Genomic DNA, 19,151 nt, shown 5'->3' with positions numbered 1-19,151 from the left:
GCGCCGGAGGGCCCGCGGCGCGTGGGGGGGGCGTGCCGCGGGCGTCGGCATCTCGACCCTAGGGGAGGAATCGTCCGATTTCCTGACGAAGACGGCGCCGTGGTCGCGGCCCGCCGCTCGGGGCGGCCGGGTCGGGGGGGCGGATGGGGCGGCCGGACGGAGCCCGATGCGAACGGGCGTGCGCCCGCCGCCGTACGCCCCTCGTCCGCGCCCGCGTGCCCCCGTTCGCCGTCGTCCGGCATTTGCACATGACTTGCAACTGCTTCCCCGAGGGGGGAAAGATGGCCCAGCTTCGCCCGGACCACCCGAAAGGACCACAGGATGTCCAGCCCCGCCGCAGGTGCCTCGCCCGTCAGATGGCGTGACCGGCTCACCCGGGAGGAGTGGATGCGCCTGGCCGGAATGGGCGGGTTCATCCTCGCGCTGCACGTCGTCGGCTGGTTCACCCTGCTCGCGCTGGTCGCGCCCGAGCACTACGACGTCGGCGGGCAGGTGTTCGGCGCGGGCATGGGCCTGACCGCCTACACCCTCGGGATGCGGCACGCCTTCGACGCGGACCACATCGCGGCGATCGACAACACCACCCGCAAGCTGATGGGCCAGGGCAAGCGGCCCCTGTCGGTCGGCTTCTGGTTCTCGCTCGGGCACTCCTCGATCGTCTTCGGCCTCTGCGCGCTGCTCGCCTTCGGCATCCGCTCGCTCGCCGACCAGGTGGAGGCGGACGACTCGACCCTGCACACGATGACCGGCCTGATCGGCACCACCGTCTCCGGGACGTTCCTGCTGCTCCTCGGCCTGATCAACCTGGGCGCCTTCAACGGCATCCTCAAGGTGTTCCGCCGGATGCGCGTGGGCGAGTACGACGAGGCCGAGCTGGAGCGCCAGTTGGAGCGGCGCGGGCTGATGAACCGCATCCTCGGCCGGGTGACCAGGGCCGTCACCAAGCCCTGGCACATGTACCCGGTGGGCCTGCTGTTCGGCCTCGGCTTCGACACCGCGACCGAGGTGTCGCTGCTGGTGCTGGCCGGCGGCGCGGCGGCGTTCTCGCTGCCCTGGTACGCGCTGCTCACGCTGCCGATCCTGTTCGCGGCCGGGATGAGCCTGCTGGACACCATCGACGGCTCGTTCATGAACTTCGCCTACGAGTGGGCCTTCTCCAAGCCGGTCCGCAAGATCTACTACAACCTGACCGTCACCGGCCTGTCGGTGCTGGTCGCGCTGGTGATCGGCCTGGTCGAGCTGATCGGCCTGCTCGGCGAGAAGCTGGACATCACCAGCGGCCCGATCGCCTGGATCGGCGGGCTGGACCTCAACTTCGTCGGCTACGCGATCGTCGGCCTGTTCGTGCTGACCTGGGTCGGGGCGATCGCCTACTGGAAGTTCGGCAAGGTCGAGGAGAAGTGGTCGGCCGGCCTGGCCGCCGCGGCCGCCAAGTCGGAGTAGCGCAGACCCCGAGGGGGCGGTGACCGGAGTCCGGTCACCGCCCCCTCGGGGTTTCCGGGGCCTACCGCAGCGCGGCGAGCACCGCGTCCGCCATCACCTTCTCGCCGGTGGCGTTCGGGTGGAACGGCACGGCGGGCGAGCCGGGCAGCGCGCCCTCGATCCAGCGGTCGTCCGAGCACACGTCGTGCCCGGCGGTGGGCGTGGCGGTGTCGACGTACGTCGCGCCGCCGGCCGCGGCGGTGGACTTGAGCGCGGCGTTCAGCTTGTCGAGCACGCCGTGCATGTACTCGACGTCGCCCGGGGTCACGGGCTGGCGCAGGATGCACGAGCGGCCGTCGGCGGGCAGCACGGACGGGTAGCCGACGAGCAGCACCCGGGCCCGCGGCGCCTTGGCGTGGATGCGTCGCAGCGTGTCGGCGACCTGCGGCGCGATGCTGCTGGTGATCCGCTCGGCCAGGTCGTCGTTGCCGTACTGCCAGGACCAGCTGCTCCAGTCCCAGTAGCCGTGGTGGTAGACGTCCTTGCAGGGCGTGCCGAGCGGGTTGACGACCGCGCCGGCGATGCAGGTGGCGACGAGTTCGCCGAGGCCGAGGTCGCTGGCCGCGAGGTCGTTGCCGCCGATGCCGAGGGTGACCAGGTCGGTGTCGGGGGTCACCGCGTCCAGCTGCGGGTCGTTGACCCGGATGAAGGCGTCGTACTGCGGCTGCGTCATGGCCTTGACCTTGGCGGCGGCGCAGGTGACGTCGGTGTACGCGCCGGCCTTGAGGGCGGCGGCGACCAGGTGGCCGTAGTTGCGGTCGGAGCGCAGGCACAGGCCGGCCGACTGGCCGGGCACGCCCGCACCGGCGGCGTAGGAGTCGCCGAGCGCCACGAGGTGCCTGGGCGCCGGGGTGGCGGCCTGGGCGCTGGTGGAGGTGAGTGCGAGGGCGGCGCCCAGGGCGACGGTGGCGAGTGCGGTGGAGCTGCGCAGGTGTCGGGGCTTCCGGGCAGGGGGGAGCACGGTTCCTCCTGGGGGGAGAGAAACGACGGGTGGGGGTCGTGCCGGGCCGCGGCTACTCGCAGGTAAGTTACTTGTTGGTTTCGTGGACGTCCATGCCGTGCGCGGAAATTTCCGAAATTCCGTCAGATCGCATTTCGCATTTCGCTCCACCGCGTGTCGAAGACATTTCCGAAACGGTGTGGAGCGGAATTGCCGCAGTCGGTTGTTACCGGCCGGTTGACCGGACGTCACCGCAGGCCGCAGTATCGGGCGCACAGCGACGGCGCCCACCCCGCGCGCGCCGTCCCGCTCGCCGCGACGGAGGACTGCGCATGGCCCTGGACGCCGACGTCATCGTCATCGGAGCAGGACTCGCCGGACTCGCCGCCACCGCCGAACTCGCCGACGCCGGACGGAAGGTGATCCTGCTCGACCAGGAGCCCGCGGCCTCGCTCGGCGGCCAGGCGCACTGGTCCTTCGGCGGCCTCTTCCTGGTCGACTCGCCCGAGCAGCGCCGGATGCGGATCCGCGACTCACACGCCCTCGCCCGCCAGGACTGGTTCGGCACCGCCGGCTTCGACCGGCCCGAGGACGCCTGGCCGCGCCGCTGGGCCGAGGCCTACGTCGACTTCGCGGCCGGCGAGAAGCGCTCCTGGCTGTACGGCCTGGGCGTCCGGTTCTTCCCCGTCGTCGGCTGGGCCGAGCGCGGCGGCCTCCTCGCCGACGGCCCGGGCAACTCGGTGCCCCGCTTCCACATCACCTGGGGCACCGGGCCCGGACTGCTGGAGCCCTTCGTCCGCCGGGTCCGCTCCGCCGCCGCCCGCGGGCTGGTCGACCTGCGCTTCCGGCACCGGGTCACCGGCCTGGCCGCCACCGCGGGCGTCACCGACACCGTCACCGGCGAGGTGCTGGTGCCCAGTTCGGCCGCCCGCGGCGAGGCCAGCTCGCGCGAGGCCGCCGGACGGTTCGAACTGCGCGCCCAGGCCGTGATCGTGACCTCCGGCGGCATCGGCGGCAACCACGACCTCGTCCGCAAGGCCTGGCCCGCCCGGCTCGGCACCCCGCCCGCCAAACTGCTCTCCGGCGTCCCCGCCCACGTCGACGGGCTGATGCTCGGCATCGCCGGCGACGCCGGTGCCAGCCTCATCAACGGCGACCGGATGTGGCACTACACCGAGGGCATCGAGAACTGGGACCCGATCTGGGCCCGGCACGGCATCCGCATCCTGCCCGGCCCGTCCTCGCTCTGGCTGGACGCGCGCGGCAACCGGCTGCCCGTCCCGCTCTTCCCCGGCTTCGACACCCTCGGCACGCTCGACCACATCATGTCCACCGGGTACGGGCACACCTGGTTCGTGCTCAACCAGCGCATCATCGAGAAGGAGTTCACCCTCTCCGGCTCGGAGCAGAACCCGGACCTGACCGGGAAGTCCGTGCGCGGCGTCCTCGGCCGCGCCCTGCCCGGCGCCCCCGGTCCGGTCCGCAGCCACCTGCGGCACGGGCCCGACTTCGTCGTCGCGAGCAACCTCGCCGACCTCGCCCGCGGCATGAACGCCAGGACCCGCGAATCGCTGATCGATCCCGCCGAGCTGCGCCGCACCGTCGAGGCCCGCGACCGGCAGTTCGCCAACCCCTTCTCCAAGGACCTCCAGGTCACCGCCGTCCACGGCGCCCGCCGCTACCTCGGCGACAAGCTGATCCGGGTGGCCCCGCCGCACCGCATCCTCGACCCCGGCGCCGCCCCGCTGATCGCCGTCCGGCTCAACATCCTCACCCGCAAGTCCCTCGGCGGCCTGGAGACCGACCTCTCCGCCCGCGTCCTGCGCCCCGACGGCGAACCCCTCCCGGGCGTCTACGCCGCCGGGGAGGCCGCCGGCTTCGGCGGCGGGGGCGTCCACGGCTACCGCTCCCTGGAGGGCACCTTCCTCGGCGGCTGCCTCTTCTCCGGCCGCACCGCCGGCCGCGCGGCGGCGCAGGCCACGGCGTAGGGGACCGGGGCGGGTGCGGCCTCAGCGCTCGTCGGTGAGGCCCAGCCGCAGGTGCTCGACGTGGTACACGGCCTGGTCGAGGAGGGCGGCGACGTGGTCGTCGTGCAGGGAGTAGACCACCGAGCGGCCCCGGCGCTCGCCGACGACCAGGCCGAGGTTGCGCAGCAGCCGCAGCTGGTGGGAGCAGGCGGACTGCTCCATGCCCACGGCGTCGGCGAGTTCGGTCGCCGCGCGCGGGCCCTCGCGCAGTTCGGCGAGGATCAGCAGCCGGGAGGGGGTGGCCAGCGCCTGGAGGGTGGTCGCGACCTTGGCCGCGTTGGAGGCGTCCAGGCGCATCCGCGGTACGGCTTTCTCGGTGGTCGCGTGTCCCATGGGGGCATCCTACGGACCGCCGCCGAACCCCGGCACCCGGTACCCGGCAGTGGTTCTCGGCATGACGGGTAGGCTGCGCGTGCAGCGTGCCCCGTGACCAGGAGGAGTTCCAGAGCCGATGAGCCGCCGAGACCGGGACCGCAAGCAGGCGGCCGCCTCCCCGGTGACCGTCACCGTCTGCCGGGGCTGCTGCTGCGGCACCGAGGCCAAGCACCCGGGGGTGGACCACGCCGGGCAGTACGAGCGGCTGCGGGCCGCGGTGGGTACGGCGGGCCGGGTCCGCGCGGTCAAGTGCCTGGACGTGTGCACCCAGTCCAACGTGGTGGTGGTCGGCCCCTCCGGGGAGGGGCGGGCGGCGGGCGGGCGCCCGGTCTGGCTGGGCTTCGTGCTGGCGGACGACATGATCGACGAGATAGCCGCCTGGGTGCACGCGGGCGGCCCCGGGCTGGCCGACCCGCCCGGACTGCTCGACCTCCAGCTGATCTCGGTGTCCCGCCGGGTCCGCGAGGGCCTGGCGGAGTAGCGGACGGTGGAGCCGATCCGTCCTCATCACGGTTGGGACGCAGCGGGGTTGGCCGATCCGGCGGCCGAGCAGGATCCGCTGGACGCCGCCCTCGGCGGTCCCACTAGCATGACCGGTGGCTGCCAGCGGTTCCGCCCAGGGAGGACGACGATGACGACGGTCTGCCGCATCTGCGCGGGCACCGGCCGGACCGCCGGTCTCAGCTGCCGGACCTGTCAGGGCACCGGGACCACCGAGGTGGGCGGCGGGGGCGGCAACTGCTTCCTCTGCGACGGCACCGGGGTGTACGTCCGCTACCGGGTGGACGCGACCGGCGCCAAGCACGCCTACCGGGACGAGATCTGCCGCACCTGCGACGGCACCGGCAACCGGTCCCCCTCCACCTGGGACGAGCCCTCCGGCTGAGCGCCCCCGTCCGCGCCGGCGCCGACGGGGGCTCAGGCCGCGCCGCCGGCGGCGGCCATGATCCGGGGTCGGCCCGGTGCGGGCGCGTTCTTTACCTGATCATGGTCGAACATTGGTGTTCGAATGGGCGGCGCGCTGCGGCCCGTTCACCCCGCGTCCGTGTGCGGTCAACGCGTCGCTGGAAGAGTCCCGCGCATGGATATCCCTCACATGGGCGTACCGGCCAAGCTCGCTGACCGCATGAGCACGGCCGAGCAGCACGAGTACCTGCGGGCCCGCTTCTCCCGCCGCCGGATGCTGCGCGCCGGCGCCGTGACCGTCGGTGCCGTCGCCGTCGGCGGCGCGCTGGGCAGCGGAACGGCCTTCGCCGCGCCGGCGAGCCCGCAGCTGCTGACCGGTGCCACGACGGCCGGCGTCGACGGTTCGCTGGTCGCGCCGATCGGGCGCCACCTCCAGTTCGGGCCCGAGCCCGACACCCAGTTCCGCATCTCCTGGCAGGTCCCGGCGCCGGTCAAGAAGCCGTTCCTGCGCTACGGCAAGACCCCGTGGGAGCTCAGCCACAAGCTCCAGGCCGAGGTCCGCACCCTGCACACCCCGGCGCTGACCCCGAACAGCCAGCCGGTGGACCAGTACTACCTGCACGTGGCGCTGGAGGACCTGCACCCCGACACCACCTACTACTACGGTGTCGGCCACGAGGGCTTCGACCCGGCCTCGCAGCAGCAGATCTCCACCCTGCACACCTTCCGCACCGCGCCCTCCCGCGACCACCGCTGGGGCAAGGTCTACGAGCCGTTCACCTTCACCGCCTTCGGCGACCAGGGCGTCAGCTCGCACGCGGCCGGCAACGACCACATCATCAAGGCCCAGAAGCCGTCCTTCCACCTGCACGCCGGCGACATCTGCTACGCCGACCCGGCGGGCTCCGGCACCGACCCGGACAAGGCCTCGTACAACGCGAAGACCTGGGACGACTTCCTGGTCCAGACCGAGACGGTCGCCGCGGAGATCCCGTGGATGGTCGCCTACGGCAACCACGACATCGAGGCCTGGTACTCGCCCAACGGGTACGGCGGCGAGAACACCCGCTTCTTCCTCCCGGACAACGGCCCGGACCCGCGCAAGGTCCCCGGCGTCTACACCTTCCGCTACAAGAACGTCGGCGTCATCTCGCTCGACGCCAACGACGTCTCCTACGAGATCCCGGCCAACCTGGGCATCTCGGCGAACAAGCAGACCAAGTGGCTGGAGCGCACCCTCAAGGACCTGCGCAACGACGAGACGATCGACTTCGTCGTGGTCTTCTTCCACCACTGCGCCTTCTCCACCACCGTCGCGCACGCCTCCGAGGGCGGCGTCCGCGAGGCCTGGGTGCCGCTGTTCGAGAAGTTCCGGGTGGACCTGGTCATCAACGGCCACAACCACATCTACGAGCGCACCGACGCGATCCTCGGCAACAAGGTCTCGAAGCAGGTGCCGAGCGGCGCCACCATCGAGCCGGCCAAGGACGGCGTCGTCTACGTGACCGCGGGCGCGGCCGGCCGCAGCCTGTACAAGTTCGACGTGCCGGACACCTACGAGGGGCACGAGAACCACCAGGACGAGGTGAAGACCTACTACTGGGGCAAGGGCAAGGTGAAGGTCCCCGAGACCATCCAGTGGTCGCGGGTGCGCTACACCGGCTACTCCTTCATCAAGGTCGACGTCACCCCGGCCCACCTGGGCCAGAAGTCGTCCATGAAGGTGACCGCGCTGGCCGAGGACGGCACGCAGATCGACAACTACACGATCCTGCGCAAGGTCGGCGAGGGCTGGGACTCGGACCACGACGACGACGGTCAGGGCGGCGGCTGGGGCTGGTAGTCCCCGAACCGGCTCGCCGGGCCCCGGCGTCGAGGAAGTCCGCACCTCGACGCCGGGGCCCCGTGCGTGCGGGGCCCGATCCGGGGCCCGGTGCGCTCAGCGCCGGGGCCCGTACATGATCACCGCGACCCCGGCCAGGCAGACCAGCGCGCCCACCACGTCGTAGCGGGTCGGCCGGAAGCCGTCCACGACCACGCCCCAGAGCAGCGACCCGGCGACGAACACCCCGCCGTACGCGGCCAGCACCCGGCCGAAGTGGCTGTCCGGCTGGAGCGCCGCGACGAAGCCGTACCCGCCGAGCACCACCACCCCCAGCCCGGCCAGCCACCACGGCCGCTGCTCGCGCACGCTCTGCCAGATCAGCCAGCAGCCGCCGATCTCGGCGAGGGCGGCGACGACGAACAGGGCGACGGAACGCAGGACGGTCATGACCGGCAAGCCTAGGTTGTGTCAGGTGCGCTCAGGACTGGCGGTACGTCGCGAGGAAGCGGCCGATGCGGTTGATGGCCGTCTCCAGGTCGTCGGCGCGGGGCAGGGTGACGAAGCGGAAGTGGTCCGGGCGGGGCCAGTTGAAGCCGGTGCCCTGGACGACGTGGATCTTCTCGCGGAGCAGCAGGTCCAGCACGAACCGCTCGTCGTCGACGATCCGGTGCACCGCCGGGTCGAGCCGGGCGAAGGCGTACAGGGCGCCCTTGGGCTTGACGCAGCTGACGCCGGGGATCTCGTTGAGGGCCCTGAAGGCGACGTCGCGCTGTTCGGTGAGGCGGCCGCCGGGCAGCACCAGGTCGTTGATGGACTGGTGGCCGCCGAGCGCGGCCTGGACGGCGAACTGGGCGGGCACGTTGGGGCACAGCCGCATGCCGGAGAGCATGGTCAGGCCCTCCAGGTAGTCGGCGGCGTGCTGCTTGGGCCCGGAGACGACCAGCCAGCCGCTGCGGAAGCCGGCCACCCGGTAGGCCTTGGAGAGGCCGTTGAAGGTGAGGGTGAGGACGTCGTCGGCGAGGGTGGCGAGGCAGTGGTGCTCGGTGTCGTCGTAGAGGATCTTGTCGTAGATCTCGTCGGCCAGGACCATCAGCTGGTGGCGGCGGGCCAGGTCGAGGATGCCCTCCAGCAGTTCCTTCGGGTAGACCGCGCCGGTGGGGTTGTTGGGGTTGATGACGACGATGGCCTTGGTGCGGGCGGTGATCTTGGCGGCGATGTCGTCGAGGTCGGGGTACCAGTCGGCCTGCTCGTCGCACAGGTAGTGCACGGCCTTGCCGCCGGCCAGCCGGACCACGGCCGTCCACAGCGGGTAGTCCGGCATCGGGACGAGCACCTCGTCGCCGTCGTCGACGAGCGCGGTGACGGCCATCTGGATCAGCTCGGAGGCGCCGTTGCCGAGGTAGACGTCGTTGACGCCGACTCCGGTCACACCGCGCTGCTGGTAGTACTGCACCACCGCGCGGCGGGCGGGCAGGATGCCGCGGGAGTCGCTGTAGCCGTGCGCCTTGGGCAGGTTGCGGATGATGTCCTGGATGATCTCCTCGGGCGCCTCGAAGCCGAACGGGGCCGGGTTGCCGGTGTTCAGCCGCAGCACGCTGTGCCCGGCCTCCTCCAGGGCGTTGGCCTGGTCGACCACCGGGCCGCGGATCTCGTAGCACACGTTGTTCAGCTTGCTGGACTGCCGAAACTCCACTGTGGCCTCCCGACCGTCACCACCGCACCGTTGCTGATGCTTTGTTCTACCAAGTTGGCACTTGGAAAGTCCAACCTTTTGGCTATGCTGATCCACATGTCACGCCGAAGCTACGACCAGTACTGCGCCGTCGCCCGCGCCCTGGACGCGGTGGGGGAACGCTGGAGCCTCCTGATCGTCCGTGAACTCCTCGGCGGCCCGCGCCGCTACACCGACCTGCACGCCGACCTGCCCGGCGTCTCCACCGACATCCTCGCCGCCCGGCTCAAGCAGCTGGAGGGCGACGGCCTGGCCCTGCGCCGCCGGCTCGAACGGCCCGCCAACGCCACGGTCTACGAGCTCACCGAACGCGGCCGCGAACTGCGCCCGGTGATCGAGGCGCTGGGGGAGTGGGGCCTGCCCGCCCTCGGCGAGCAGCGGCCCACCGACGCCGTCCGCGAGCACTGGTTCACCCCCAGCGCGGCGGACGACGGGGCGCCCGTCGCGGGTTAGGCGCCGATGCCGGCGCCGATGCCGGTGCCGGTGTCGGTGCCGGGTCCGCTGCCGGCGCCCGGACCGGCCGCGCGTAGCATCGTCGGGCCACGGAGCCATCGGAGGAGAGCGGAGACCGCCCGTGCCCACCACCTACCGCAGTTACGTCGCCGTCGGGGACTCCTTCACCGAGGGCATGTGCGACGACCTGCTGCCCGACGGCCACTACCGGGGCTGGGCCGACCGGCTCGCCGACGCGCTCGCCGCCGAGGCCGGGGGCGACGGCGGCTTCCGCTACGCGAACCTCGCCGTCCGCGGCAAGCTCATCGGCCAGATCCACGACGAGCAGCTCCCCGCCGCCACCGCGATGGGCGCCGACCTGGTGACCCTCGTCGGCGGCCTCAACGACGCGCTGCGCCCCGGCTGCGACATCGCCCGGGTCGAGCGGCTGCTCGGCCGCTGCACCGAGGAGCTGCGCGCCACCGGCGCCACCGTGGTGCTCTTCACCAGTACCGACCCGACCCGCAGGATGGCGGGCAGCGCCCGGCTGCTCCCGGCCATCCTGCGGATGAAGGCCTTCGTGCACGAGCTCGGCCAGGACGAGGGCGTCGCCGTCGTCGACCTGTTCGCCGCCCCCTGCTTCGACGACCGCCGGCTCTGGGCCGAGGACCGCCTGCACCTGTCGCCCGAGGGCCACCGCCGGGTCGCCGAAGGGGTGCTGGAGGCGCTCGGCCGCCCCGCCGCCTCCGACTGGCGCGCCCCGCTGCCGCCCGCCGCCCCGCCCGGCCGGGCCGAGCGGCTGCGTGCCGACGCCCGTTGGCTGGGCGGCCACCTGGGGCCGTGGATCGGCCGCCGGCTGACCGGGCGCTCCTCCGGCGACGGCCGGCCGCCGAAGCGGGCCGAGCTGCTGCCCTACTCGGCTGCGGGGACGGCTGCGGGGTCGGCTCCGGGTTCGGCTGCGGGGTCGGCTCCGGGTCCGGCGGCGGACTCGGCGGCGGATCCGGCTGCGGGCGCGGCTGCGGGCTCGTAGACCAGGCTCGCCATCGGGGAGCGGGTGGTCCAGCCGAGCGAGGCGTAGAGCGCCCGGCCGTCCGGGGTGCCGACCAGGACGGCGGTGTCGGCGCCCGCCTCGTGCCCGGCGTTCTGGAGGGTCCGCATCACCAGGGCGCCCAGGCCCCGGCGCCGGTGCTCGGGCGCGGTCAGGATCTGGTCCGGGACGGCCACGGGGCCGGCCAGGCCCGCCTGGCCGCGTGCGGCGAGGTGTCCGGCCTCGGTGCGGACCAGGGTCCGGATGGTCCCGCCCCGGGTCCAGGTGGTCACCGTGTAGCCGGCCGGCACCTCGGGCCGCTCGGCGGCCAGCGGGACGGTCATCAGGTATCCCGGCTGGTCGAGCTGCCACTGCGGGCCCAGCCAGGGCCGGACGACGGCTTCCTCGGTGAACAGCTTCAGCCAGGTGCCCGGTGCGGTGGTGGCCTCGGCGATCTTGCGGACGTCGGGCTCGGCCGGTTCGGGCAGCACGTGCCGGGCGACGTGGCCGACCACGCCGACGTCGATCGTCCAGCCCCAGGGCTCGTCCACCGCTTCGGCCGCGCCGCGCGAGACGCTCCAGCCGGCGATCCACATCCGGACGAGTTCGTTGATGGTCGGGTCCTGCACTCCTACCCCCGTATGCCGTGGGCGCGCACCTCGTAATAGGTGCACTGCCAGTTGACACCTTACCGATGGTGGGGCGGGTGTGGCCAGTGCCCAGTAGGCTTGGCGGTTCGACGCACCGGACGGCCGGTGCCCACGCTGGAAGGACCACGCGACGTGCGCGAGACCGAGCCGCCGCAGCACCCCACGGCGGCTCAGCCGACCGAGCTGCGCTCCGACTGCACCAGCTGCTTCGGCCTCTGCTGCGTCGCCCTGCCCTTCGGCGCCGGGACGGACTTCGCCGTGGACAAGGCCGCCGGCAGCGCCTGCCGCAACCTGCAGACCGACTTCACCTGCGGCATCCACGAACGCCTCCGCGACCGGGGCTTCCAGGGCTGCACCGTCTACGACTGCTTCGGCGCCGGGCAGCGCGTCTCCCAGGTCACCTTCGGCGGCCGCAGCTGGCGCGAGGCGCCGGCCGACGCCAAGCCCATGTACGACGTCTTCCCGGTGGTGCGCCAGCTCCACGAACTGCTCTGGTACCTCACCGAGGCGCTCGGCTACGCCCCCGCCCGCCCGGTCCACGCCGAGCTGCGGCAGGCCCTGGAGGAGACCGACCGGCTCGCCGGCGGCACCCCCGAGGAGATCCTCGCCGTCGACGTCCCCGCCCACCGGCAGCGGGTCAGCGACCTGCTGCTGCGCGCCAGCGAACTCGTCCGCGCCGCCGTCCCCCGCCGCCGCGAACACCGCGGCGCCGACCTCTTCGGCGCCCGGCTGCGCGGCGCCGACCTGCGCGGGGCCAACCTGCGCGGCGCCCTGCTCGTCGCCGCCGACCTCAGCGGTGCCGACCTGCGCCTCGCCGACCTCGTCGGCGCCGACCTGCGCGACGCCGACCTCTCCGGCGCGGACCTCACCGAGGCCCTCTTCCTCACCCAGGCCCAGCTGAACGCGGCCCGCGGCGACGCCGCCACCCGCCTGCCGGGCACCCTCACCCGGCCCACCCACTGGCCCGCCACGGCCTCCGCCCCGGTGGCCGCCGCCGCCGGCGCGCGCGGCCCCCGCAAGCCGCGCAGCGGCGGCCGTCCGGGCGGCCCGCGCCGCCGCTGAGGCCTGCCGCGCCAACGGTCGAGCCCGCCCGGCAGCTGTCTGCCGGGCGGGCTCGGTGTTCCTGGCGTCCGGTGCCTGCTGCCTGGCGCTGACAGCCGTGCCGTTGACGGTCCGTCGGGTGGGGTCAGGCGGTGAGCAGACGGGAGCGGAGGGCGGCTGCCCGGGCGGGGGAGAGGCCGAGGGCGCCGGTGGCGTAGGCCTCGACCGAGCCGTGGCGGGCGGTGAGGTCGGCGAGGGCGAGGCGGATGACCGTCTCGGGGGCGCGTCCGTAGCCGGGCCAGCGGAGGGTGCGGCCGGGGTGGGCGGCGTGCCATTCGGCGATGAGGTGCGGCGTGGCCAGCTCGGTGAGGGCGAAGTCGGCGGCGATGACGTCCTCGGAGACGCCGAGCAGGGTGAGGACGAGGGCGGCGATGAGCCCGGTGCGGTCCTTGCCCGAGGCGCAGTGGAAGACCGCGGGCTCCTCGGCGGCGGCGATCACCTCCAGGGCCTCGCGGATCTCCTCCACCCCGTCCTCGGTGACCTCGGCGAAGCGGTCGGCGAGGTAGCGCCAGGGGTCGACGTCCGGGTCGATCTCGGCCTGGTCGTAGGGGCGGTGCTCGATCGAGAGGTTGTGGTAGACCAGCCCTTCGTAGTCGGGCACCCGGCCCTTGGCGGCGATCTCCCAGGGGTAGCGGAGGTCGATCACGGTGCGCACGCCGAGGGCCTGGAGCCGGTCGAGGTCGGCGGGCGAGGTGAGCTTGCCGAGCGAGTCGGAGCGGTAGAGCAGACCTCGGCGGACGGACCGGCCGTCGGCGGCGGGGAGCCCGCCCAGGTCGCGGAAGTTGTGCAGCCGTTCGAAGGTGAGCTGACGCGTTGTCATGCGCGGCACTCTAACCAGTGGGGCCTCAGCGCCCGATGGGGCCCGGGTGTCCGGCGCCTTCGTAGCCGGCGGTGAGGAGTTCGAAGGCGCGGTCGGCGTTGGCGGTGGCCTCGAAGTGGAGTTCGTCGGCGGTCCGGCCGTCGTCCCGGATCCGGTGCCAGTTGTGTTCGGCGAGGACCCGCTGGGTGGCGGTGACCTGGGCGGCGAGGAGGGGGGCGGTGAGGTGCCGGGGCGGGGCCAGGTCGGGGGCCTCGTGCAGCGCCCGGGCGAGGGACTGTTCGGCGCGGGCGAGGTATTCGGCGCCCCGGGCCCTCAGGCTCGGCGTGGAGTACACCAGATCGCTGAACGCCAGGACCCGGGGGTCGTCGTTGAGCCCGGTGATGGGGTCGCGCCGGGCGAGCCCGTCCAGGAAGTCCCGGTGCAGGGCGGCCAGCACCGTTTCGCCGGCCGCCCGGCCGCGGACCACGTCGGCGGCCTGGTCCTGGTGGTCGGCGAAGCGGTGGACGGCCAGGTCCTCCTTGGTGGGGAAGTAGCTGAACAGCGTCGGCTTCGACACCTCGGCGGCGGCCGCGACGTCCGCCACCGGGACCGCGTCGAAGCCGTGCTCCAGGAAGAGCGCGATCGCGGCCTCGGAGATCGCCCGCCGCGTCCGTTCCTTCTTCCGTTCCCGCAGTCCGCTCATGGCGTCAGGCTAGCAGCAGGTCCTGACCCGGGCAGATTTCTAACCTGGTATGACATTTCCCCCGGGTGGGGTGCCGCCTGCCGCCCGCCATCCGCTGCTCGGGAGCCCGGGACCTCGGGATCCCAGGCGCTCAGGAGCTCAGCGAGTCCAGGATGCGGCGGATCGACTCCACCACCGGGGCGCCGGCGGCGGCGAGGGCGGCGACGCCGGAGATGTTGCGCAGGGCGCGGCGCAGGGTGGCGGGCGGGGTGGCCTGCCCGCCGCCGAGGTCCGCCAGCGACTCGTCCAGCACCTCGCGGTCCTCGGCCGGCACCTGCTCGCGCAACTGGCGTACGGCGGCGATGAGTTCGCGCATCGCGGCCTGCGGGTCGGCCGGGCCCTGGTACTTGATGATGCCGATGTTGTGGTCACCGTGCTGGGTGACCGAGTCCCCGAAGTGGATGCCGCCGCTCACAGGCTGACCTTCTTTCCGGTGTTGTGGTCGCCGTACTGGTTGATCTGGTCGCCGATGTGGACGTTCTCCACCTGGAGGGCGAACTCGGCCAGCGGGTTGTCGATCGCTTCCATGATCAGCTGGATCAGGTTGCCGACCTGCTGGGCGTCGTGGCTGACCACCGCCGTGTTCGAGGAGCTGGAGGTCTCGATGACCAGCTGGTACACCGTGCGCATCTGCAGCCGCTTGACCAGCCGGTGGAGGCTGACCGCGAAGAGCGCGAGCGCCACGAGGCCGATCACGTTCTTGGTCGTCTCCTGGTTCGCGCCGCGCCCGAGCAGCGAACCGAGGAGGGCGGTGGCCACCAGCAGGCCGATCACCTGCCGGGCGAACCGGATGATCACCCGCGCGCGTTTGGGCGGCAGCAGCTGGAACTGCCGGGCCCGGGCGATGTTGTGGAGCGGATAGGCGTCGCCGCCCACCCACAGCACCCGCCGGCTGACTCTGACGTCGATCACACTGCTTCTGCGTGCCAAGGCGTCCCCCTACCCGTAGTGGCGGGGAGAACCATAGCAACGGCCGCCGACGGCGCCGACGGGAGTGCCGCCCCGCTGGTCAGGCGGCGGTGCGCGGTCAGCGGCGGGGCCCGTTCGGCAGCGGGGCCGTTCGGCGGCGGGGCCCGGTCAGGTGCTGCGGTCGGCGAGCACCTCGCGGACGACGTGACGGGCGTTGGCGGTGAGGCCCGGATTGGTGTGACGGTAGTAGGGGATCGTCACCAGCGCGATGGAGAAGGCCCAGGCGCGGCCGCGGGCCCACATGGCGTCATCGGCGTGGAGCGCGGCGCGGAAGGCGGGGCGGGCCGAGGCGGGCAGCAGGTTCCAGGCGACGATCAGGTCGGCGGTGGGGTCGCCGACGCCCATCAGGCCGAAGTCGAGGACGGCGCCGAGCCGGCCGGACCGGTCGAGCAGGAGGTTCCCGGGGGTGAGGTCGCCGTGCATCCAGGAGGGCGGGCCGGCGTACTCGGAGAGGCGAAGCGCCTTGTCCCACAGGGCGGTTGCGGCGTGGGTGTCGACCGCTCCGGCGAGTTGGGCGATGGCCGCGCGGGTGGCGCCGTCGCGGGAGGCGAGCGGGACGCTGCGGTGGCCGGCCGGGCCGCCGGCCGGGTTGACGGCGCGCAGGGCGTTGACGAAGGCGGCGAGGTCGCGGGCGAGCGCGCCGGGAGCGGCGAGGGCGCCGACGACCGGGTTGGCGCCCTCGAACCAGCGGAGCACCGACCACTCCCAGGGGTAGCCGGCGGCGGGCCGGCCGACCGCGAGCGGGGCGGGTATCGGCCGCGGCAGTCGGGGGGCCAGCGCGGGCAGCCACTGCTTCTCGCGGCGGACGTCCCCGGCCGCCCATTCCACCCGGGGGAGCCGGACGGCGAGTTCGGGCCCGAGGCGGAACATCGCGTTGTCCGTCCCGGTGGAGGCGACCGGCGTGACCGGCAGCCCGACCCAGTCCGGGAACTGGGCGGAGATCAACCGCCTTACCAGGGCCGCGTCGATGACCAGTCCGTCGGGGTGCATCCGGGTGGCAGCGCACATGCCCGGCAGCGTACAGCGCGGATCGGTGCCCTTCAGCGGATTCCCGGAATGCGTACGGCCGGCCTCAGCTCAGCGTGACCCGCACGCCGATCGTCCCGCCCTTGCCGAAGCGCAGCACGTTCGCGGTCAGCGCGATCGCGCACAGCAGCCCGTACTTGCGGCGCAGCAGCTTCCGGTAGGCGGGCGCGCGGTCGGGGTCGAGGACGGCGGTGGCCGGGACCTGCTCGCCGAGCAGGGTGCCGCGGATGTCGCTCGGCCCGACCAGCACGTCGGAGCGGTTGCGCAGCCGCTTGACCTTGCCGGTGCGGGTGACGGTGGTGAAGACCAGCGCGTCGCCGTCGCGCGCCACCCAGACCGGGGTGGGCACGGGGGTGCCGTTCTTGCGGTGGGTGGTGAACAGCAGGTACTTGGCGGCGGCGAGTTCTTCCAGCCGGGCGGCGGCGTCCGGCGCGCGGGAGGCGTCCAGTGCGGGGGAGGTGTCCATGCGCGTCAGCGTAGGAAGGCGCAACGGGGCACCGCTTGAGTCTGGTTGGGGCCGCGGGCGGCGGGCGCCACGCCCGGCCGCCCCGGGTGCGGCCGGGAGCTGTCCCCGGTACCTGCCAGAATGCAGGGCGTACGGCGAAAGCACTGAAGGAGAAGGTGACCGGCTTCGTGACCACGCCAGTCGAACAGGTGGCCCGGCAGGCCCAGCAGGCGATCGAGCGCAAGATCGCCGAGGAACTGGGCGTTCGCGACGGGCAGGTGAAGTCCGCGGTCGAGCTGCTCGACGGCGGCGCGACCGTGCCCTTCGTGGCCCGCTACCGCAAGGAGGTCACCGGCTCCCTGGACGACGCCCAGCTGCGCACCCTGGAGGAGCGGCTGCGCTACCTGCGGGAGCTGGAGGATCGCCGGGCGGCCGTCCTGGAGTCGATCGAGGCCCAGGGCAAGCTGGACGACGCGCTGCGCGCGCAGGTGCTGGCCGCCGATTCCAAGGCCCGGCTGGAGGACATCTACCTGCCGTTCAAGCCGAAGCGGCGCACCAAGGCGCAGATCGCCCGCGAGGCGGGCCTGGAGCCGCTCGCCGAGACGCTGCTCGCCGATCCCTCGCAGGATCCGGCGGCGCTGGCCGCCCGGTTCCTGAACGAGTCCGTCGCCGAGCCGGCCGCCGCGCTGGAGGGCGCCCGGGCGATCCTGGTGGAGCGCTTCGGCGAGGACGCCGACCTGGTCGGTTCGCTGCGCGAGCGGATGTGGACCAGAGGCCGCCTGGTGGCCACCGTGCGTGACGGCAAGGAGCAGGACGGCGCCAAGTTCGCCGACTACTTCGACTTCGCCGAGCCGTACACCAAGCTCCCCTCGCACCGCATCCTGGCGATGCTGCGCGGCGAGAAGGAGGAGGTGCTGGACCTCGACCTCTCGCCGTACGACGGCGAGGAGGGCGATCTGCCCGGCGAGAACGACTACGAGCGGCGGATCGCGGCCCGCTTCGGCATCGCCGACCACGGCCGCCCGGCCGACAAGTGGCTGGGCGACACCGTCCGTTGGGCCTGGCGCACCCGCGTCCTGGTCCGGCTCGGCATCGACCTGCGGTCGCGGCTGCGGGCCGAGGCGGAGGAGGAGGCGGTGCGCGTCTTCGCCGCCAACCTGCGCGATCTGCTGCTGGCCGCGCCGGCCGGCACCCGCGCCACCATGGGCCTGGACCCGGGCTTCCGGACGGGGGTGAAGGTCGCGGTGGTGGACGCCACCGGCAAGGTCGTCGCGTACGACACGATCTACCCGCACCAGCCCGCCAACAAGTGGGACGCCGCGCTCGCGACCCTGGCCGCGCTGGCGAAGAAGCACGACGTCGACCTGGTGGCGATCGGCAACGGCACCGCCTCCCGGGAGACGGACAAGCTCGCCGAGGACCTGCTCAAGCGCCACCCCGAGCTGAAGCTCACCAAGGCGATGGTCAGCGAGGCGGGCGCCTCGGTCTACTCGGCCTCCGCGTTCGCCTCGCAGGAGCTGCCGGAGCTGGACGTGTCGATCCGCGGCGCGGTCTCGATCGCCCGCCGCCTCCAGGACCCGCTGGCCGAACTGGTCAAGATCGACCCGAAGTCGATCGGGGTCGGCCAGTACCAGCACGACCTGAGCGAGGTGAAGCTCTCCCGCTCGCTGGACGCGGTGGTCGAGGACTGCGTCAACGCCGTCGGCGTGGACGTCAACACCGCCTCGGCGCCGCTGCTGACCAGGGTCTCCGGCATCACCGGCACGCTCGCCGACAACATCGTGGCCCACCGCGACGCCAACGGCCCGTTCCGCACCCGCCGCCAGCTCAAGGACGTCTCCCGGCTGGGCCCGAAGGCCTTCGAGCAGTGCGCGGGCTTCCTGCGCATCCCCGACGGCGACGACCCGCTGGACGCCTCCAGCGTGCACCCCGAGGCGTACCCGGTGGTGCGCCGCATCCTGGCGTCCACCGGCGGGGAGCTGAGCGGGCTGATCGGCAACGGCGAACGGCTGCGGGCCCTGCGCCCGGGCGACTTCGCCGACGAGGTCTTCGGCATCCCGACCGTCACCGACATCCTCGGCGAGCTGGACAAGCCCGGCCGCGACCCGCGCCCGGCGTTCCGCACCGCGACCTTCAAGGAGGGCGTCGACAAGATCGGCGACCTGGAGGTCGGGATGGTGCTGGAGGGCGTGGTCACCAATGTGGCCGCCTTCGGCGCCTTCGTCGACGTGGGCGTCCACCAGGACGGGCTGGTGCACGTCTCGGCGCTGTCGAGGACCTTCGTGAAGGATCCGCGCGAGGTGGTCAAGCCGGGCGACATCGTGAAGGTCCGGGTCGTCTCGGTGGACGTGCCGCGCAAGCGCATCGGGCTGACCCTGCGGCTGGACGACGAGGTCGGTCGCGACCGGGGCGGCGACCGCGGTGACCGGGGCGAGCGCGGTGAGCGCGGCGGCGACCGTGGCCGGGGCGGCGAGCGCGGGGACCGGCAGGCCCGCCCGCCGCGCCAGGAGCGCCGGGGCGGCGGCCAGGACCGGCGCGGCCAGGGCGGCGGCTCCGGCGGCTCGGGCGGCGGCGCGCCGCTGGCGAACAGCGCGATGGCGGACGCGCTGCGCCGGGCGGGCCTGACCGGCGGCGACGCCTCGGGTGACCGCCGCTCCGGGCGGCGCTGAGCGG

At 73.2% G+C, this 19,151-nt stretch carries 19 protein-coding genes and 1 pseudogene; 9 read left to right on the top strand and 11 right to left on the bottom strand.

Annotated features, from left to right (window positions below; genetic code table 11):
- Positions 1-321: 321 nt before the first annotated feature.
- Positions 322-1,443, top strand: a complete 1,122-nt coding sequence (locus tag OG556_RS07750; protein WP_371516463.1) for a HoxN/HupN/NixA family nickel/cobalt transporter — start codon at positions 322-324, stop codon at positions 1,441-1,443.
- A 61-nt stretch (positions 1,444-1,504) separates the two neighbouring features.
- Here the strand turns inward: OG556_RS07750 and OG556_RS07745 are convergent, their stop codons facing one another.
- Positions 1,505-2,443, bottom strand: coding sequence for an SGNH/GDSL hydrolase family protein (locus tag OG556_RS07745; RefSeq protein ID WP_371516462.1), 939 nt, complete (start codon positions 2,441-2,443; stop codon positions 1,505-1,507).
- Positions 2,444-2,754: 311 nt separating this feature from the next.
- Here OG556_RS07745 and OG556_RS07740 point away from each other — a divergent pair, with 311 nt between their 5' ends.
- Positions 2,755-4,410 (top strand): FAD-binding dehydrogenase, encoded by a 1,656-nt coding sequence (locus tag OG556_RS07740; RefSeq protein ID WP_371516461.1) that lies wholly within the window; start codon positions 2,755-2,757, stop codon positions 4,408-4,410.
- A gap of 21 nt (positions 4,411-4,431) precedes the next feature.
- Here OG556_RS07740 and OG556_RS07735 read toward each other — a convergent pair whose 3' ends face one another.
- Complete coding sequence (locus OG556_RS07735; RefSeq protein ID WP_063347062.1) at positions 4,432-4,782, bottom strand: metalloregulator ArsR/SmtB family transcription factor; 351 nt, start codon at positions 4,780-4,782, stop codon at positions 4,432-4,434.
- Between the two features lie 118 nt (positions 4,783-4,900).
- On the opposite strand from OG556_RS07735, the gene OG556_RS07730 reads away from it, so the two are divergent.
- The 3 genes from OG556_RS07730 to OG556_RS07720 all read left to right on the top strand — a co-directional run bounded on the left by OG556_RS07730 (position 4,901) and on the right by OG556_RS07720 (position 7,573).
- Complete coding sequence (locus tag OG556_RS07730; RefSeq protein ID WP_350886398.1) at positions 4,901-5,305, top strand: (2Fe-2S) ferredoxin domain-containing protein; 405 nt, start codon at positions 4,901-4,903, stop codon at positions 5,303-5,305.
- Between the two features lie 150 nt (positions 5,306-5,455).
- A complete protein-coding gene (locus OG556_RS07725; RefSeq protein WP_063347060.1) occupies positions 5,456-5,710 on the top strand; it encodes a hypothetical protein in 255 nt (84 codons plus the stop codon).
- A 195-nt stretch (positions 5,711-5,905) separates the two neighbouring features.
- Positions 5,906-7,573 carry a fibronectin type III domain-containing protein gene (locus tag OG556_RS07720; RefSeq protein ID WP_371516460.1) on the top strand — a complete coding sequence of 556 codons (1,668 nt, stop codon included), beginning with the start codon at positions 5,906-5,908 and terminating at the stop codon, positions 7,571-7,573.
- A gap of 96 nt (positions 7,574-7,669) precedes the next feature.
- Here the strand turns inward: OG556_RS07720 and OG556_RS07715 are convergent, their stop codons facing one another.
- Both OG556_RS07715 and OG556_RS07710 read right to left on the bottom strand, forming a co-directional pair.
- Positions 7,670-8,002 carry a YnfA family protein gene (locus OG556_RS07715; RefSeq protein ID WP_063347058.1) on the bottom strand — a complete coding sequence of 111 codons (333 nt, stop codon included), beginning with the start codon at positions 8,000-8,002 and terminating at the stop codon, positions 7,670-7,672.
- A gap of 31 nt (positions 8,003-8,033) precedes the next feature.
- Positions 8,034-9,248, bottom strand: a complete 1,215-nt coding sequence (locus tag OG556_RS07710; RefSeq protein ID WP_371516459.1) for a pyridoxal phosphate-dependent aminotransferase — start codon at positions 9,246-9,248, stop codon at positions 8,034-8,036.
- 96 nt (positions 9,249-9,344) lie between these two features.
- Here OG556_RS07710 and OG556_RS07705 point away from each other — a divergent pair.
- A pseudogene (locus OG556_RS07705) lies at positions 9,345-9,698 on the top strand (winged helix-turn-helix transcriptional regulator); the annotation flags it as partial.
- Positions 9,699-9,861: 163 nt separating this feature from the next.
- Positions 9,862-10,749 (top strand): SGNH/GDSL hydrolase family protein, encoded by an 888-nt coding sequence (locus OG556_RS07700; RefSeq protein ID WP_371516458.1) that lies wholly within the window; start codon positions 9,862-9,864, stop codon positions 10,747-10,749.
- Here OG556_RS07700 and OG556_RS07695 read toward each other — a convergent pair.
- Complete coding sequence (locus OG556_RS07695; protein WP_371516457.1) at positions 10,632-11,375, bottom strand: GNAT family N-acetyltransferase; 744 nt, start codon at positions 11,373-11,375, stop codon at positions 10,632-10,634. The two genes, OG556_RS07700 and OG556_RS07695, sit on opposite strands and share 118 nt — an antisense overlap.
- 153 nt (positions 11,376-11,528) lie before the next feature.
- Between OG556_RS07695 and OG556_RS07690 the strand changes: the two genes are divergently transcribed.
- On the top strand, positions 11,529-12,458 hold the full coding sequence (locus OG556_RS07690) for a pentapeptide repeat-containing protein (protein ID WP_371516456.1): 930 nt from the start codon (positions 11,529-11,531) through the stop codon (positions 12,456-12,458).
- 124 nt (positions 12,459-12,582) lie between these two features.
- Here OG556_RS07690 and OG556_RS07685 read toward each other — a convergent pair whose 3' ends face one another.
- The 6 genes from OG556_RS07685 to OG556_RS07660 form a co-directional block, all read right to left on the bottom strand.
- The gene (locus OG556_RS07685) at positions 12,583-13,317 is read right to left on the bottom strand and encodes a tyrosine-protein phosphatase (RefSeq protein ID WP_371516455.1); all 735 of its coding nucleotides are present in this window, start codon (positions 13,315-13,317) and stop codon (positions 12,583-12,585) included.
- Positions 13,318-13,342: 25 nt separating this feature from the next.
- A complete protein-coding gene (locus tag OG556_RS07680) occupies positions 13,343-13,999 on the bottom strand; it encodes a TetR/AcrR family transcriptional regulator (protein ID WP_371516454.1) in 657 nt (218 codons plus the stop codon).
- Positions 14,000-14,129: 130 nt separating this feature from the next.
- Complete coding sequence (locus OG556_RS07675; protein WP_371516453.1) at positions 14,130-14,453, bottom strand: hypothetical protein; 324 nt, start codon at positions 14,451-14,453, stop codon at positions 14,130-14,132.
- Complete coding sequence (locus OG556_RS07670; protein WP_371516452.1) at positions 14,450-14,950, bottom strand: DUF6232 family protein; 501 nt, start codon at positions 14,948-14,950, stop codon at positions 14,450-14,452. Before OG556_RS07670 ends, OG556_RS07675 begins: the two co-directional genes overlap by 4 nt.
- 165 nt (positions 14,951-15,115) lie before the next feature.
- The gene (locus OG556_RS07665) at positions 15,116-16,015 is read right to left on the bottom strand and encodes an aminoglycoside phosphotransferase family protein (protein WP_371516451.1); all 900 of its coding nucleotides are present in this window, start codon (positions 16,013-16,015) and stop codon (positions 15,116-15,118) included.
- Between the two features lie 64 nt (positions 16,016-16,079).
- The gene (locus tag OG556_RS07660) at positions 16,080-16,499 is read right to left on the bottom strand and encodes a PPOX class F420-dependent oxidoreductase (RefSeq protein ID WP_371516450.1); all 420 of its coding nucleotides are present in this window, start codon (positions 16,497-16,499) and stop codon (positions 16,080-16,082) included.
- 167 nt (positions 16,500-16,666) lie between these two features.
- Between OG556_RS07660 and OG556_RS07655 the strand changes: the two genes are divergently transcribed.
- Positions 16,667-19,147, top strand: a complete 2,481-nt coding sequence (locus OG556_RS07655; RefSeq protein WP_371516449.1) for a Tex family protein — start codon at positions 16,667-16,669, stop codon at positions 19,145-19,147.
- Positions 19,148-19,151 lie beyond the last annotated feature (4 nt).

The organism is Kitasatospora sp. NBC_01300 (assembly GCF_041435235.1).
In the GTDB taxonomy this organism is placed as follows: domain Bacteria; phylum Actinomycetota; class Actinomycetes; order Streptomycetales; family Streptomycetaceae; genus Kitasatospora.
This window is presented reverse-complemented; position numbering and strand designations above follow the sequence as displayed.